Genomic DNA, 15,865 nt, shown 5'->3' on the forward strand with positions numbered 1-15,865 from the left:
CTGGTTATCGCGCGCTAACAGGTTAGAATTCATTGATTACACAGAACAAGAGATAAAGGTCTTACAATGGCGCTACACAGTATCGAAGAGATCATCGAGGATATTCGTCAGGGCAAAATGGTTATCCTGATGGACGATGAGGACAGGGAAAACGAGGGCGACCTCATCATGGCGGCGGAGAAGGTCACCCCGGAAGCGATCAATTTCATGGCTCGCTTCGGCCGTGGTCTTATCTGCCAAACCATGACCAAGGCTCGTTGCCAGCAGCTGAATTTGCCGCTGATGGTGAGCAATAACAACGCCCAGTTTTCAACCAACTTCACCGTTTCTATCGAGGCCGCTGAAGGGGTGACCACAGGTATTAGTGCCCATGACCGCGCGGTAACTGTACAGGCGGCTGTGGCTAAAAATGCCAAGCCATCGGACATAGTTCAGCCCGGGCATATTTTTCCTTTGATGGCGCAGGATGGCGGGGTGCTGGTGCGCGCCGGTCATACCGAAGCCGGTTGCGATCTGGCGCGTCTGGCCGGTTTGGAGCCTTCGGCTGTGATCGTGGAGATCCTCAATGAGGATGGCACCATGGCGCGTCGTCCGGATCTGGAAGTGTTCGCCAAGGAGCACGGCGTTAAGATGGGCACCATTGCCGATCTGATCAACTACCGCAATAACACAGAAACCACAGTGGTGCGTGAAGCCAAGTGCAAGCTGCCTACCCGTTTCGGTGAGTTTGAGCTGCACACCTTCCGCGACACCATAGACAATCAACTGCATTTTGCCATGGTCAAGGGCGAGATTGTTGACAATATTCTGGTGCGGGTACATCTGCAAAACACCATTAATGACCTGCTGTTTTCTGAGCGCGATGAAGTGCGCAGCTGGCCGCTTGAGCAAGCCATGGCGCGGATTGCTGCCGATGGTGGTGTGCTGTTGCTGCTGGGTAACCAGGAACCTAATGAGAGCATTATCGCCAAGGTCAAGGCATTTGAGGCCGAAGACAAGGGGGAAGTGCCGGTGACGGCCAAATGGCAGGGAACCTCCCAACGGGTTGGCGTAGGCTCACAGATTCTGGCGACGCTTGGCGTTAACAAAATGCGCCTGCTCAGCTCGCCCAAGCGTTATCACTCATTGGGTGGTTTTGGCCTGGAAGTCACAGAGTATATTCCCGGCGAATGAGCCAACAGAATTAATTAACCATTTCCGAATAATTGCATAGGGCGGAGGGGTAAATTGCGTGCTATTATAGCGCCACTTTTTGCCCCCGGCCGGGTGCTTTAGCTAAGTTAGGTAAGATAATGAACATAGTTCAAGGTAATATCGAAGCAAAAAACGCCAAAGTCGCGATCGTTGTATCCCGTTTCAACAGCTTTGTGGTTGAAAGTCTGCTGGAGGGTGCCGTAGACACTCTTAAGCGTTTCGGTCAGGTAAGTGAAGACAACATCACTGTGGTACGCGTACCTGGTGCTTTCGAGCTGCCTTTGGCCGCCCGTCGTGTTGCCGCCAGTGGCAAGTTCGACGGTATCATCGCCCTGGGGGCAGTGATCCGTGGTGGTACACCACACTTTGATTTCGTTGCAGGTGAATGCAACAAGGGTCTGGCTCAAGTGGGTCTGGAATTCGATATCCCGGTCTCTTTCGGGGTACTGACCACAGACACTATCGAACAGGCCATTGAGCGTTCCGGCACCAAGGCTGGCAACAAAGGCGGCGAAGCTGCCCTGGGTCTGCTGGAAATGGTGAACGTGCTGCAACAACTTGAGCAACAGCTGTAATACAGGAAAAAGCATGAAGCCTTCAGAGCGCCGCAGAGCCCGCCGTTTAGCGGTTCAAGCCATCTATTCATGGCAACTGAGCGGGAACAATATTGCCGATGTGGAGCACGAGTTTCTGACCGAGCAAAACATAGACGGCGTGGATGTCGCCTACTTCCGTGAACTATTCACCGGAGCGACAACCAAAAAGGCTCAACTGGACGAGTTAATTGCCCCCCATCTGGATCAACGTCCCATGGAGGAGGTCGATCCCGTGGAGAAGGCCATTTTGCGTTTGGCGGCTTACGAGCTGACTTTCCGCAAGGATACGCCTTACAAAGTGGTGATCAACGAGGCTATCGAGTTGGCCAAGGCGTTCGGCGCCGAGGACAGCCACAAGTTTGTCAATGGCATATTGGACAAGCTGGTAGCTCGTCGCTGAACCAGAAAGAAATTAGACAAACGGTATCGTCAGATACCGTTTTTTCATTGGAAAACCGGGAGGCTGCGAACCTGTGGCCAAGTCAACAGTGAAAGAATTTCAACTTATCGAGCGCTATTTTCATGGTCGTGGCCAAGCGCGCAAAGATGTCCGCCTCGGCATAGGTGATGATTGTGCCTTGGTGCAACCCGCCGAACACAAATCTATTGCCATCTCCTGCGATACCCTGGTGGAAAATGTCCACTTTTTACCGGATATGCCGGCTCAGGCACTGGGTTACAAGGCCTTGGCGGTCAACCTGTCCGATCTTGCTGCTATGGGGGCCGAGCCCGCATGGATGACCCTGGCGCTGACCATGCCCAGTGTCGATGAAGTTTGGCTGGAACAGTTCAGTGCCGGTTTGTTTGAAGCGGCTGATTACTATGGTATTTCTCTGGTTGGAGGCGATACCACCCGCGGCCCTAAGGCCATCAATATTACGGTTCATGGCCAGGTGCCGGAAGGCAAAGCTCTCATTCGTAGCGGCGCCCGCGCCGGTGACTGGATTTATGTCACAGGTTCCCTGGGGGATTCGGCCCTGGGGCTGGATATCATACGTGGTGAATTGAAGGCGAGGGCAGAACACAAGGAATATCTGGTCAACCGTCACTATCATCCCAGCCCCAGAGTCCTGGCCGGTCAATCCCTGAGAGGCTTGGCATCTAGCGCTATAGATCTCTCTGATGGCTTGTTGTCGGATATCAAGCATATCCTCAAGGCATCGGCTGTCGGTGCGGTTATCGAAGTGGATAAGCTGCCGCTGTCCCAGGCGATGAAAGATACTGTGAGTTTGGAGACGGCGCTCGACTACGCCCTTTGTGGCGGTGAAGATTATGAACTGCTGTTCACTGTGCCGGAAGCGCAGCGCGGTGCGCTGGAAACCGCCTTGGGCCATGCCGGAGTCAAGTTCTATCAAGTCGGCCAGATACTCGCCGGTAATCAACTCAGGCTGCAATATCATGGTGAGGTATTCGAGCCGCAACAGACAGGATTTGAGCATTTTTAAATGAAGTGGTTTGCTCATGACGAGGCGCTCGCAAGGGTCAGCCTTAAGAACCCGGTGCACTTTCTGGCACTTGGTTTTGGCTCTGGCCTCGCGGCCAAGGCGCCGGGGACTTTTGGAACCCTGGCTGCCGTACCTGTGTATCTATTGCTGTCTCAGTTCAGTTTGGAAGTGTATCTTGCCGTGACGCTGCTGGCCTGTATCGGTGGTATCTATCTATGCGGCAAGACTTCCAAAGATATGGGGGTGCACGATCACGGCGCCATAGTTTGGGACGAAGTGGCGGGGTTACTGATCACCATGATTGCCGCACCGGCCGGAGTGCTCTGGTTGTTGCTGGGCTTTGTGCTGTTCCGCATTTTCGATATCTTTAAGCCCTGGCCCATTCGGGTGCTGGATGCCAAGGTGCATGGCGGCCTTGGGATCATGGCCGATGATATCCTGGCCGGCATCTTCTCAATGCTGTCACTGCAGGCGATTGTCTGGGCGGTAGGCTGAATCAGCCTTGAGCCGAAATGTATAAACCTTGAGCCAAAATGTATAAGCTTTAAGAATGGGTTATCAGCGCTTGCGCTCTATCCTTGAAGCAAGCTAGCCCGCTACTCCAGAAAAAATAACAGGCGTCGTCGATTCGGCGCCTTTTTTCTTGTTACCTCCTTCTGCTTATATTTACCTGTTTGGGTTAAAGCCATTATTTGTGTGCTTTATGCCTAATCCCCAAAGCCGACTATCCTTAAGCTAAGGGAACCCTCATGGGGGCAGTATGATAGATTGGCTAGCCAACGCCTTGTTCCGGCGTTGCGGCTGTGTAGGACTCTTGGCTCTGTTGTGGATCTTGCCTGGCTTAGGTGCAGACCACGTCCGGCCAGAATCTTACTCCCCGGCCGCAGCGCCGACCATTACCCTGCTCAGCGTCAAAGGGGCTATAGGTCCCGGTGTCAGCGACTATTTGATCCGGGGTATAGAGAGCGCATCGGATACGCCAAACAGCCAGTTGGTGTTGATCACTCTGGATACCCCTGGAGGTCTGGTGTCCAGTCTACGGGATATCAACCAAGCGATTCTCGGTTCCAGGGTGCCGGTTGCCTGCCTGGTCTATCCATCCGGAGCTCGTGCAGCCAGCGCCGGGACTTACATGCTGTATGCCTGTCATATCGCCGCCATGGCAACGGCCACCAGCCTTGGTGCGGCCACCCCTGTGCAACTGGGCCCCATGGGAAATGAGCCGCAACAGCCCAAGCCGTCAGAGAATGAAACCGAAAAACCTGTGGGCGATAGCAATAGTCAAAAACTTGAGCGCAAGCAGCTCAATGATGCCATTGCTTATATTCGGGCGCTGGCGGAATTGCGTCAGCGTAATGTCGAGTGGGCCGAGAAGGCGGTACGTGATGCGGCGACCCTGACCGCCTCGGAAGCGCTGGAGGCCAATGTTATCGACTATATCGCCGATACGCCGCAGCAACTCTTGACCATACTTGATGGCAAGTCGGTAGCCATGCCTGGTGGTGCTCGGATACTCAATACCGAAAACGCCATAGTGCTGGATCGCAGCCCGGATTGGCGTGCCCGATTCATCAATCTGCTCACCAACCCCAATATCGCTTACATCCTGATGTTATTGGGGATCTACGGTTTGCTGCTGGAGTTTTACAGTCCTGGCGCCATGTTGCCCGGGGTAATAGGAGGGATCTGTTTGCTGTTGGCCTTGTATGCCTTCCAGCTGCTCCCTATCAGCTATGCCGGTGGCGGTTTATTGCTCTTGGGAATTATTTTGCTGCTCGCCGAGGCCATGCTACCAAGCTTTGGAATTTTAGGATTCGGTGGCCTGGTCGCCTTCGTGCTGGGGTCGGTATTTTTGGTGGACAGTGAAGTTGAGGCTTTTCGCATAGCCTGGCCCGTGATAGCCCTGGTCAGCGTCGTGAGCCTGCTGTTTTTCCTGCTGCTGATAAGCTTTGTGTTCAAGACTCGCAAATTGTCCGGGGTGGCCGGCGCCGAGGGGATGGTAGGGGAATATGCCAGGGTGATAGACGGCTTTCCCGGGCGCGGCCGAGTGCACTTTATGGGAGAAGACTGGCAAGGGAGCAGTGAGCAGGCCTTAAGCCCTGGGCAGCGGGTGCGGATTTTGGGGCTTAATGGGTTAGTACTTAAGCTGGCTGAGGTGAAAAGCGCTGATATCGAGCCGACTGAAAATCAACGCAGAGGAGACTGACATGGGTGAAGCTATCAGTGGTAGTTTAAACATTTCTTTTGGGGTGTTGTTGGTGCTGTTTGCGGCCTTGCTTATCAGCATGTTTCGCATCCTCAGGGAGTATGAACGCGGGGTGATTTTCTTTCTCGGGCGTTTTTACCGGGTCAAGGGGCCTGGGCTTATCATACTGATCCCTGTGGTGCAGCAGATGGTGCGGGTGGATCTTCGAACCATAGTGATGGATGTGCCCTCTCAGGATGTGATCAGCCGTGATAATGTCTCGGTGCGGGTCAATGCCGTACTCTATTTTCGGGTAGTCGACCCGCAAAAGGCGATTATTAATGTGGAGAACTTCCTTGCCGCCACCAGTCAACTGGCCCAGACCACCCTGAGATCCGTGCTCGGTCAGCATGAGTTGGACGAGATGTTGGCCAACAGGGAGATGCTCAATGCCGACATTCAAAGGATCCTCGACTCCCACACAGATGCCTGGGGCATCAAGGTGGCCAATGTGGAAATCAAGCACGTGGATCTCAATGAAAGTATGATCCGCGCTATTGCCCGTCAGGCCGAGGCCGAGCGCGAGCGGCGGGCCAAGGTGATCCATGCTCTGGGGGAGATGGAAGCCTCGGAAAAACTGGTGGAAGCGGCGCAGACGCTGGGCAAAGAACCCAATGCCATTATGCTGCGCTATCTGCATACCCTGACCGAAGTGGCGGCAGAAAACAACTCGACTATCCTGTTTCCGCTGCCGCTTGAGTTACTGAGCAAATTAAATGGTGCATTTAGCAATTTAAATGAAAAATCCAAAAATTAGCCTGAAACTGTTTGAAATGTCGCCCATTTACAAGGGGGTTAATATATTGTTATTTTGAGCGTTTGGGGATAGCTCAATAATAGGCCTCCGGCCTAAGTTAGGTAGTGTTCATAAATCTGTGTCATTTGAGTAATATACACCCAAAAGGATATTCAAATGACCAAACCTACATTTGACATGGAAGCCGCCATTGAAGCTCTGCGTGCAGGTAAAGACCTGACCGGCAAAGATGGTATTCTCACACCACTCATTAAACAGCTTACTGAAGCGGCCCTCAATGTTGAGCTCGACCAACATCTTGAAGATAAGCAGCCTGGTAATCGCAGAAATGGCAAGACCAGTAAGACACTGAAGACCGCTACCGGTAGCTTTGAGCTGCATACTCCGCGTGACCGAGATGGCACCTTCGAGCCTCAGGTTGTAAAAAAGAACCAGACATACCTGACCGATGAGATGGAGCGGAAAATCATTGCGCTATTTTCACTGGGCACAAGTTATCAGGATATTCGTGCCCATATCGCCGATATCTACAGCATTGAAGTCCCCAATGGCACCATCAGCGCCATTACTGATAAACTGCTACCTGAGCTTCAGGCTTGGCGTGAACGTGATTTAGAAGCCCTGTATCCCATCCTCTGGCTTGATGCTATTCACTATAAAATCAAAGAGAATGGCCGCTTTGTCAGCAAAGCTGTGTACACCATTCTGGCGCTCAATGTAGAAGGAAAAAAGGAGCTGTTGGGCTTGTATATCTCAGACACTGAAGGTGCACATCAGTGGCTAAGTATACTAACCGATCTTCATAGTCGCGGTATTAAAGACATCCTGATTGCCTGTGTTGATGGCCTTAAAGGCTTCCCTGAAGCCATTGAAACCATTTACCCACATACAGAGGTGCAGTCATGCATCATTCATCAAATTCGTAACTCAATGAAATACGTAGCGTCTAAAAACCAGAAGGCGTTTATGGCTGATTTAAAGTGTGTCTATAAAGCCACAACCCTCAATGCAGCTGAGATGGCGCTGGACGAGCTGGAAGCCAAATGGGGCGACAAATATCCTGTGGTCATCAAGTCCTGGCGCAACAAGTGGGCGCTGTTATCGACCTATTTTAAGTACCCGGAATACGTGCGTAAGGCTATCTACACCACGAACGCGGTTGAGGCCGTACATCGTCAGTTTCGTAAACTGACGAAAACCAAGGGTGGTTTTGCCAACGAGAACAGTTTACTCAAACTGCTCTACGCCGGTATATTGAAGGCTCAGGAGCGGTGGTCACACCCGATTCAAAACTGGAATTTAACGCTATCTCAGCTGTCCATCCATTTTGAAGGACGACTGGATGCTCACATCGATCTGTGATTTTTAACGTGACACAGAATTTTGAACACCCTCCGTGACACAGAATTTTGAACACCCTCCTAAGTTATTTTAGTCGCGACTTGATCTGACACATTATCTTGAAAAGGTGAGAGTTACCCGTTTTGATAAAGGTGTCAAAGCTTCAATCAAAACAAAAGAGGTAACTCTCATGCTGCATACTAACAATCCCATCATTAAACACAAAGCAGATCACACATGGGACTTGCTTGTATCTTCCTTAGGCTCTAATTTCACAATACCATAACGGCTATAATTGCTGCACCTAGTATATATAGGCCACTAGTTAATGAAATTGATTTAATCACGCTAAACTCTTTCATCTCTATCTTCTTGATATTATCTATTTTTACAGAATTCCCTTCTCCGGATAACGTCGAATCAGTTGTGCTCTCGACTTTAAACTCAATTATTTCATCTGAGGTAGTGGTTATTTTGATATCCTTTCCTATATAGTTTGATGTGGGGGTGGAATCAAGTTTAACTTCGTTCAATGATGTACAGCCAGATAACATCAAACTGATTAAGAAGATCATGGTTAAATTTTTCATAGTAACCTTAACTTTATGGTTCATAACATCCATGGCTTGCGCCACCTGGTCTCGCGCATGGGTTTATCCAACTTCCTGTATCATAAACGGCTTGGTTTTCGTAAGATATTTTATAGTTTCCTGATATATCAAAATCAACTTTGTTCATGTAGTACTCTCTGTAATTCTAACCAGTGTAATATCTATGGTTTTTTTCAGATATTGCTATTGATATATACTTTTCAGGATGTATTCCTTTAAGTGTGTTTTTTATTTCAAAACCTAAGTCCATACCATTAATAATCCAAGTGTTATCAGGTATAACGCTTTCAATGCCAGCTACATAATATTTATGGTTGTGAATACTGCTTAAAATTGAGTTCAATTCTTGTTGGAAAAAGTTAGGCTTAAAAACCTTTAGCAAGGACTTTGTTACCTTTTCTGCTAACTTGTTGAATATTCCATTTCCGTCAATATCTACAAGGACTCTAAGGTTTCCATTATCTCTAATATTATAGACTTGACCATTAATAGGGTTGTAATCTGCAGAAAGATTTAACTCAGATGTTTTGATTTTTGTGTATAATGTCAGGCCAGATATGTCAATTTTTATCTCAGTCGATATTGTAAATCCTTTCACAGTTGCTGTTATTATTCCATCTGGCTGTGTCATTATTTTGGTTTCTAATGGCCCATTTAAAGTTACATGTTTCAACTCTCTATACCTGAATGTTGGTAGCTTGTTGATTTCCGTTCTTGCGCTTGATTCTATAGATGAGAAGAACTTTTTATTAATAGATTTTAATGTTTTTTTGTTTCATTATGTATAGGGAGTCCTATGGATTCATTGTTGATAACCATCAAGCTATTCCATTGGCCTGATTGTTTTTCACTAATTTCAACAAGATGGTTAGTTCTAGATACATAAGTTGGATAATAAGCCGTACTTGATGTTGAAAAAAACAACGTTAATATTAGTATGATTTTTCTCATAAAAACTCCTTTTTCGTATTTGCCCTTGAGCATAATTTGTAAATTATGCATTTCTTAAGTAATCAAAAAAATGTGTATAAGGCAATCAAAAAAAATCAATCTTTAACATTTTTGCATTTGTTTTTCAGTTGTTAAGGTTATGTGTTGATTGGCTTTTTTTTTGATCTTGGTTTGTTTTTATTGTTGCTTGCTTAGGGCGCCTTGTGTTTTTGTACTTTTCCAACACCAAAGCTTTACCAACCTGAGTATTGTAATCTCACAGGCTTAGTGTCGGGTTTATCAGTTGTATGTATCGGCGCATAGGCTGTCAGATCCATTAATTTTCCTTGCCAGCCTTAAAGGCGTTGTTGTCTAAAACAGCGGAACCTTTTTGGCACTTCATGATCAGAGCTTGCATCGCAAGGTTTACGGTCAATATCATGGGCAAGTCAAAGCGCACTGTCACCAATTGGAAGTAATACAATCAGGCATTAGTTAACCGTGGCTCTATCACTTTCTGGTTGGACAAAGCGACTCAACACTGTCAGGCGATAGGCAATATGCGCCCCTGGAGTGTGGATCAGGAGCAGCGGCCCGTGTTTCGTGCCGTGCCCGGTTATCCAATCAGTTCGCCAGGATGAGCCGAGAAGGTTGGGTCAACGTGGAAGAGACAGTAAACGAACAGGGCTTTGTCAGCCATGTGGAAGTGCTGGACTCCAAGGGTGGCAAGCAGTTTGAAACTGAAACCGTCAAAGCCGTGTCAAAGTGGCGCTATGCACCTAAGTTTGTCGATGGTAAGCCTGTTGGTGCTAAAACGTGGTCGAAGATTTCCTTCACGCTTTAAGGCTGCAAAGCGGATTGTTGCCCAATAAAAACGCCGGCAGTTGCCGGCGTTTTTGTCCTCCTCATCCTGAGTTAGATAAGGAACACATTCAGACTACAGGCGCCGTGGGCACCAACTACCAGTGCCTGCTCAATGTCAGCCGTCTTGGATGGGCCGGCGATAAACACCCCAAACTCACCCGAGTCCAACATTATCTTGTCGGCCGCTTCATGCATGTTAGCGACAATGGCATCGGCTTCCAGTACCAGAAACAGGTTCTCACAGATAAAAGGTGTGATCCTGTGAGATAGAGACTTCTGACTGACCCAGATGGCACCGTTTTCAGCAACACCCACTTGACCCTTGATTACGGCATAATCGATATCACGCAGATCATGGCTGTCAGCGGGCACTTCACGGTTACCTGTTACCCCTTCTACCTGAGAGATAATCTGCTTGCCTTCGGCAATCAAGGCATCGACTTGCTGCTGCAGTTCGGTAAAACCACCACGCTTATGCAGTTTGCCGGCAACGGTTCCCAGGTTGGTTTCAAACTGGCCAATCAGGTCGTCCAGTCTAGGGGCCACATCTATGGCCGGCATATTGTGTCCTTCAAGTGCGCAGGACTTAAGGGCATCCAAAATAAAAGATTTGCTGGACATCTGATTAGCTCCTGTTTTTCTTGAACCAGGCCTCGAAACTAGAGGCGGGTGCCTTGGGCAGTTCACGGTATTTACCCCAAGCGCCAGAGAATGGCTTGAGCAGGCTACCTGGCAGTATTCTCAAGCCCAGTCTTGCCATGCTCATGGAGCAGTTCAGCATAGTGGTACTGGCCATAAACTTACCGACCAATGGCATATAACTGCCTTTACCGTAAGGCAGTTTACCTGACTCGGCCTTTAGACGACGCTGACGGAAGATGATCTTGTCCAATGGCACCTTAGTGGGGCATACATAGGAGCAAGAGCCGCACAGGGTACAGGCCCAGGCGATGGAGTTGGTGTCATCGTCCTGCGCACCGACTGCGATGCCAATTGGACCTGGAATAGTGTAGTTGTAGCTGTAACCACCGCTGCGACGATATACAGGGCAGGTGTTCAGACAACCGCCACAGCGGATACACTTGAGCGACTCGGCAAGGATCTTGTCCTTGAGCATCTCAGTACGGCCATTGTCCACTATGATGACGTGCATCTCACCACCGGCCTGCGGGCCGCGGTAGAAGCTGGAGTAAGTGGTTACCGGCTGGCCGGTGGCGTTGCGGGCCAGAGTACGCAGGTAAACTGCGGCGCTTTCCACCGATGGTACCAGCTTGTCTATTCCCATGGAGTGCAGCTGCAGCTTAGGCAGGTTACAGCCCATGTCGGCGTTACCTTCGTTGGTACAAACAACCACTGCGCCCTTGTCGGCGATGGCCATATTCACCCCTGTCATGGCCGCATCGGCACTGAGGAATTGCTCACGCAGATGGGCACGGGCGGCACGGGTCAGGTAAGTCGGGTCGCTGGCACCGGCCTCTGTGCCGAGTTTTTCATGGAACAGTTCGCCCACTTCCTCTTTCTTGAGGTGAATGGCGGGGACCACGATATGTGAAGGTGGCTGTTTTTTCAGCTGAATGATGCGTTCACCCAAGTCTGTGTCTATGACCTCTATGCCCTTGCTTTCGAGGAAGGGGTTGAGGTGACACTCTTCGGTGAGCATGGATTTGGACTTCACCAGCTTCTTCACCTGATGGCTGGCCAGAATCTCATGCACTATGCGGTTATGCTCGGCGCCGTCTTTGGCCCAATGCACTTGAATGCCGTTCTGGATACAGTTGGCTTCGAACTCTTCCAGATACTTGGCCAGATTGGTCAGGGTATGCAGCTTGATAGCCGAACCCAGATCCCTAAGCTGTTCCCACTCGGGCAGGCTGCCGGCAGCGCGGTCGCGCTTTTCCCGCAACACCCATAGGGCTTTGGAATGCCAATCAACTCTGGACTCATCGCGGCAGAAGATCTCTGCCTGGCTGGCGTGGGCTTTGGCCCCTTGTGTCTGTGACATGGCTATCTCCCTAAATGGCAGCGTTGAGGATCTGCGCCAGATGGCGGGTTTCTATCGGCAAGTTTTGGCGACGGATCATGCCGTCCAGATGCATCAGACAGGATGGGTCAAAACCGACGGCATAGTCTGCACCCGTGGCTGCATGGGCCTGAGCCTTGTCTTTGCCCATCTTGGCAGACACAGCACCTTCATCTACCGCGAAGGTACCGCCGAAGCCGCAGCATTCGTCGCGGCGATCCGGATAGGTGATCTCTATGCCGGGAATACGTTCCAGCAGGGCTTCCATTTTGTTGTAACGTGGGCCCATATATTCACTGGGGCTGGCGAGATCCAGCATACGAATACCGTGACAACTCAGTTGTAGGCTCACCTTGTGTGGGAAGGCTTTGGGGAAGCTCTCTACCGGGGCGACATCGTGCAGGAACTCGGTCAATTCGTACAGTTTGGCGATAACGGCCGCGGCTTCCGGGCTGTCGTCAAACTCATGGAAGTTTTCTTTGGCGGCTACCAGGCAGGATGCCGCTGGACATACGATAGCATCGCATTCGACTCCCTTGAAGGCGTTGAGCAGCTTCATAGTGGTCTTGCGGGCTTCGTCAAAACAACCCGAGTTGGTCATGGGCTGACCACAGCAGGTTTGGCCTTCAGGCAGGATCACCTGGTGCCCCAGCTTCTCCAGCAGTTCCAAGGTGGCGATGGCCACATCCGGCAGCATCTGGTTGACCAGACAGGGAATAAACAAGGCTATCTTCATTTGGTGTTTCCTAATTGGATGTTGCTTGCGTTAACCGACATCATCTATGTCCGGTGTGGTCAGATGCTTTCTGACTCTGTATTTGAACATCACCTGACACAGGGTAAATATGCTTGAATATAAGCCTATAACCACACAATAAATAGTGCTAATTCAGTAAATGATTAAAATATTTTTTGCAAAAATGAGAAAGTTTTAACCATTTGATTTTAATGTATTTATTTGTATTTATTTTGTTCGTTAATCCGAACGTGAATCCGTTATATAACACAGATGAAAAAAGAGGGAGCTAATGCTCCCTCTAAGTATAGTCAGCGACTGCATTCCTCCAGCAAATAAGCCAGGTGGCGGTAGGAAATACCACTGTGGTGGCTCAGGCCCACTTCACACATACGGTTGGCGTAGTAACCTTCCTTAAAGTCGGTGGGGATGAGTTTCTTAATGTTACGCAGTGCCGAGGCGTTGATCTCAGGCTTGTAAAGACCTTTCTCACCAGCATAACCACAACAGTCTACACCGGCCGGGCGCAGCACCTTGTTGGAGCAGGCATCGGCAATGGCTTGCATCTTGGGTTCCAGCTTCATCTTACGCGCCGAGCAACCCAGATGCAGTGCCACATTGACCTTCTTAGTGAGGGTGAGTTTCGGCAATACCTTGTCGTGCAGGAACTCGACCAGATCCAACAGTTCAACCTTGGGATTGCCGGAAAGAGCACGGTAGGTGCAGGAGAGGGCATCGACAACCACGGGCAGCTTGCCGCCCTCGGTCATGGCGCTGACTGCGTCAATAAGCTCGTCACGCTTCATATCGGCGTTCTTGAAATCCCCTTTTGATTCCCACATCTGGCCGCAGCACAGATTGCGGGTTTTGGCCGGTGTAATCACGTTATAGCCGGCACGTTCAAGCAAGGTCACTACCACTTCAGGCAAGGTACGGTCATCGGGATCCAGCGGTGTTGGGCCGAAGGTACGACCACCGCAAGCGGCGAAGTAGACCACGGTTTCCTGGTTGGCTTTGGGAGCCGATGGCTTAGGTAGCTTACCGCCTTTGGGGAAGTCAGGGTTCCAGTAAGGCACTTCTTTGGAAATCGCCCGGCCCATGTTCATCAGCCCTGAGGTGATACCCGTGCCCGTGAGTTTGTGTATTGTGCCCAGGGCATCAAAACCTGTGCTCAACACCTGGTTGACAGCGCCCCAGTGCTTGGCCTGGAAGTCCAGAACCTTCTGTTCTGTGGTGGTGATATAAGGGGTACGCAGCTTGCGAACCAGTTGGCCCATGCTATTGTCTACCGGGCAGGCAATGGTACACAGCTGACAGGCGGCGCAGGTATCCACCACATCATATTTGGCGGCGGCACGCATCTTCTCGGCCGCTTCCTTGTCGCCGCTCTGTTCCAGACGCTCGATTTCACGCAAGGTGGCTATCCGCTGTCTGGGTGACAGGTTAAGCGCCGAGGTGGGGCAGGTCTTTTCACAGAAACCGCATTCGATACACTTATCTACCAGGTCGTCCACTTCGGGACAGGGCTTGATATTCTTGATGTGTACCTGCTTGTCGTCGTTAAGGATCACCCCAGGGTTCAGCAGGCCTTCGGGGTCGAAGATCTGCTTGATGTTTTTCATCAGGGTGTAGGCGTCACTGCCCCATTCCATTTCCACAAAAGGTGCCACGGCGCGGCCTGTGCCGTGCTCGGCCTTCATCGAACCGTCGTACTTGTTGATCACCATATCGGCGACCGCTTCCATAAATTGATGGAACTGTTCGATATCGGCCTGGGAGCCGAATTTAGGGGTAATGATAAAGTGGAAGTTACCGGCTAGCGCATGGCCGTAGATCACCCCTTCAGGATAGCCGTGCTTATGGAACAGCTCGGTCAGATCGTGGGCGGCACTGGCTAGGTTTTCAACCCGGAAAGCCACGTCTTCGATGATTACTGAAGTGCCTTTGGGACGCTCGCCACCGATAATGGGGAATAGGCCGGAGCGCATGGCCCAATATTTACCGTAAACGGCCGGGTCACGGCTGAAGCTGATGGGGCGCTCGGTCTCGATATGCGCCAGTTTGGCGATAACGTCCTGGGTATAGCGTTCCAAAGTTTCATCATCGTTGGCGCGGGATTCTATCAGCAAAATCGCAGCGCCTTCAGGCAATTCGGCCAGCCAATCAGGCATGCCCTTTTTGCCTGTTACCGCCTTGATGGAGGCCCAGTCCAGCAGCTCGGCTGCGGCTACGCTTTCGCCCTGAATAGGGGGGATTGCCCGGGCTGCATCTTCCATATTGAAGAATACCGCCATGGCCGAGGCCTTGAATTTAGCCTCTTCCACTGTGTGATAGGTGACTTCGTTGACAAACGCCAGTGTGCCTTCGGCGCCGACTATGATGTGGTTGATGATGTCGAAAGGATCTTCAAAATCCACCAGGGCGTTGAGGCTGTAACCTGTGGTGTTTTTAATGGCGAACTTTTTGCGAATTCGCGCAGCCAGGGTCTCATTACCGCGAGCCATGGCACCTAAGTCTGCCAACGCCTTGAGCAGTTCGGGGTGTGACTGACGGAAGGCTTCTTTGGACTCTTCGCTGCCGGTATCCAGTTCTGTGCCATCGGCCAGCAGCAGTTTTACTGAGGAGATGGTTTGGTAACTGTTTTGGGCGGTGCCGCAGCACATACCGGAAGCGTTGTTGGAGACGATACCGCCTACCATGGCTGAAGCCAGAGTTGCCGGATCCGGGCCGATTTTTTTATTCAAAGGTTTGAGCGCAGCGTTGGCATCGGCGCCAATAACAGCGGCACCCAGAGTGACTTTGTTGCTGTCTTCGCTGATATCCAGGGTACGGAAACCGTCAAATCCGAGGATAAGCAATATGCCTTCTCCTATGGCCTGACCCGACAGACTGGTACCAGCGGCACGGAAAGTCACCGGAGCGCCGTAGCTTCTGGCTACAGCCAGAGTGCGTTTTACCTGCTCCAGATCCTCGGCATGTACCACAACCTCGGGCACTATCCGGAAATAGCTGGCATCGGTTGACCAGGCAAAACGGCGCACAGGGTCGTCACTGACGGCAGCTTCTCCCAACTGTTTACGCAGGTCACGGATCACGGCTTCATAGTTGATAGACATAAGACATTTC

Annotated in this window: 16 protein-coding genes and 1 pseudogene; 10 read left to right on the forward strand and 7 right to left on the reverse strand. The window is 50.6% G+C overall.

What is annotated here, in order from left to right:
- Window positions 1-66: 66 nt before the first annotated feature.
- The 8 genes from ribBA (at window position 67) to SIL79_RS12375 (ending at window position 7,599) form a co-directional block, all read left to right on the forward strand.
- Complete coding sequence (ribBA, locus tag SIL79_RS12340) at window positions 67-1,173, forward strand: bifunctional 3,4-dihydroxy-2-butanone-4-phosphate synthase/GTP cyclohydrolase II (protein ID WP_028779054.1); 1,107 nt, start codon at window positions 67-69, stop codon at window positions 1,171-1,173.
- Between the two features lie 119 nt (window positions 1,174-1,292).
- The gene (gene ribH / locus SIL79_RS12345) at window positions 1,293-1,769 is read left to right on the forward strand and encodes a 6,7-dimethyl-8-ribityllumazine synthase (protein WP_025009431.1); all 477 of its coding nucleotides are present in this window, start codon (window positions 1,293-1,295) and stop codon (window positions 1,767-1,769) included.
- Window positions 1,770-1,782: 13 nt separating this feature from the next.
- Window positions 1,783-2,190: a transcription antitermination factor NusB gene (gene nusB / locus SIL79_RS12350; RefSeq protein WP_039034259.1), complete on the forward strand. Its 408-nt coding sequence runs from the start codon at window positions 1,783-1,785 to the stop codon at window positions 2,188-2,190.
- An 88-nt stretch (window positions 2,191-2,278) separates the two neighbouring features.
- Complete coding sequence (gene thiL, locus SIL79_RS12355) at window positions 2,279-3,235, forward strand: thiamine-phosphate kinase (RefSeq protein WP_071476817.1); 957 nt, start codon at window positions 2,279-2,281, stop codon at window positions 3,233-3,235.
- Entirely contained in the window at window positions 3,236-3,730 is a 495-nt protein-coding gene (locus SIL79_RS12360; protein ID WP_039034260.1) for a phosphatidylglycerophosphatase A family protein, read from the forward strand.
- A gap of 265 nt (window positions 3,731-3,995) precedes the next feature.
- Complete coding sequence (locus SIL79_RS12365) at window positions 3,996-5,441, forward strand: NfeD family protein (protein WP_218152595.1); 1,446 nt, start codon at window positions 3,996-3,998, stop codon at window positions 5,439-5,441.
- Between the two features lies 1 nt (window position 5,442).
- Entirely contained in the window at window positions 5,443-6,237 is a 795-nt protein-coding gene (locus SIL79_RS12370) for a slipin family protein (RefSeq protein WP_039034261.1), read from the forward strand.
- Between the two features lie 156 nt (window positions 6,238-6,393).
- Window positions 6,394-7,599, forward strand: coding sequence for an IS256 family transposase (locus SIL79_RS12375; RefSeq protein WP_319619207.1), 1,206 nt, complete (start codon window positions 6,394-6,396; stop codon window positions 7,597-7,599).
- 251 nt (window positions 7,600-7,850) lie between these two features.
- On the opposite strand, the gene SIL79_RS12380 is transcribed toward SIL79_RS12375, so the two are convergent.
- From SIL79_RS12380 to SIL79_RS12390, 3 genes are all read right to left on the reverse strand, one after another.
- Window positions 7,851-8,213, reverse strand: a complete 363-nt coding sequence (locus tag SIL79_RS12380; protein ID WP_233962536.1) for a hypothetical protein — start codon at window positions 8,211-8,213, stop codon at window positions 7,851-7,853.
- A 121-nt stretch (window positions 8,214-8,334) separates the two neighbouring features.
- Complete coding sequence (locus SIL79_RS12385) at window positions 8,335-8,862, reverse strand: hypothetical protein (RefSeq protein WP_162206954.1); 528 nt, start codon at window positions 8,860-8,862, stop codon at window positions 8,335-8,337.
- Between the two features lie 86 nt (window positions 8,863-8,948).
- Window positions 8,949-9,140 (reverse strand): hypothetical protein, encoded by a 192-nt coding sequence (locus SIL79_RS12390; protein WP_152608465.1) that lies wholly within the window; start codon window positions 9,138-9,140, stop codon window positions 8,949-8,951.
- Between the two features lie 419 nt (window positions 9,141-9,559).
- Here SIL79_RS12390 and SIL79_RS12395 point away from each other — a divergent pair.
- A pseudogene (locus tag SIL79_RS12395) lies at window positions 9,560-9,670 on the forward strand (IS5/IS1182 family transposase); the annotation flags it as partial.
- Window positions 9,671-9,756: 86 nt separating this feature from the next.
- Window positions 9,757-9,963 carry an energy transducer TonB gene (locus SIL79_RS12400; RefSeq protein WP_162206953.1) on the forward strand — a complete coding sequence of 69 codons (207 nt, stop codon included), beginning with the start codon at window positions 9,757-9,759 and terminating at the stop codon, window positions 9,961-9,963.
- 71 nt (window positions 9,964-10,034) lie between these two features.
- Here SIL79_RS12400 and SIL79_RS12405 read toward each other — a convergent pair whose 3' ends face one another.
- The 4 genes from SIL79_RS12405 to SIL79_RS12420 form a co-directional block, all read right to left on the reverse strand.
- Window positions 10,035-10,604 carry a LutC/YkgG family protein gene (locus tag SIL79_RS12405; protein ID WP_039035940.1) on the reverse strand — a complete coding sequence of 190 codons (570 nt, stop codon included), beginning with the start codon at window positions 10,602-10,604 and terminating at the stop codon, window positions 10,035-10,037.
- A gap of 4 nt (window positions 10,605-10,608) precedes the next feature.
- Window positions 10,609-11,985 carry a lactate utilization protein B gene (locus tag SIL79_RS12410; RefSeq protein ID WP_039035939.1) on the reverse strand — a complete coding sequence of 459 codons (1,377 nt, stop codon included), beginning with the start codon at window positions 11,983-11,985 and terminating at the stop codon, window positions 10,609-10,611.
- A gap of 10 nt (window positions 11,986-11,995) precedes the next feature.
- Complete coding sequence (locus SIL79_RS12415; RefSeq protein ID WP_039035938.1) at window positions 11,996-12,739, reverse strand: (Fe-S)-binding protein; 744 nt, start codon at window positions 12,737-12,739, stop codon at window positions 11,996-11,998.
- A gap of 311 nt (window positions 12,740-13,050) precedes the next feature.
- Window positions 13,051-15,855: an FAD-binding and (Fe-S)-binding domain-containing protein gene (locus SIL79_RS12420; protein ID WP_039035937.1), complete on the reverse strand. Its 2,805-nt coding sequence runs from the start codon at window positions 15,853-15,855 to the stop codon at window positions 13,051-13,053.
- Window positions 15,856-15,865: the final 10 nt, after the last annotated feature.

It is taken from the genome of Shewanella indica (genome assembly GCF_033842865.1).
Lineage (GTDB): Bacteria > Pseudomonadota > Gammaproteobacteria > Enterobacterales > Shewanellaceae > Shewanella > Shewanella indica.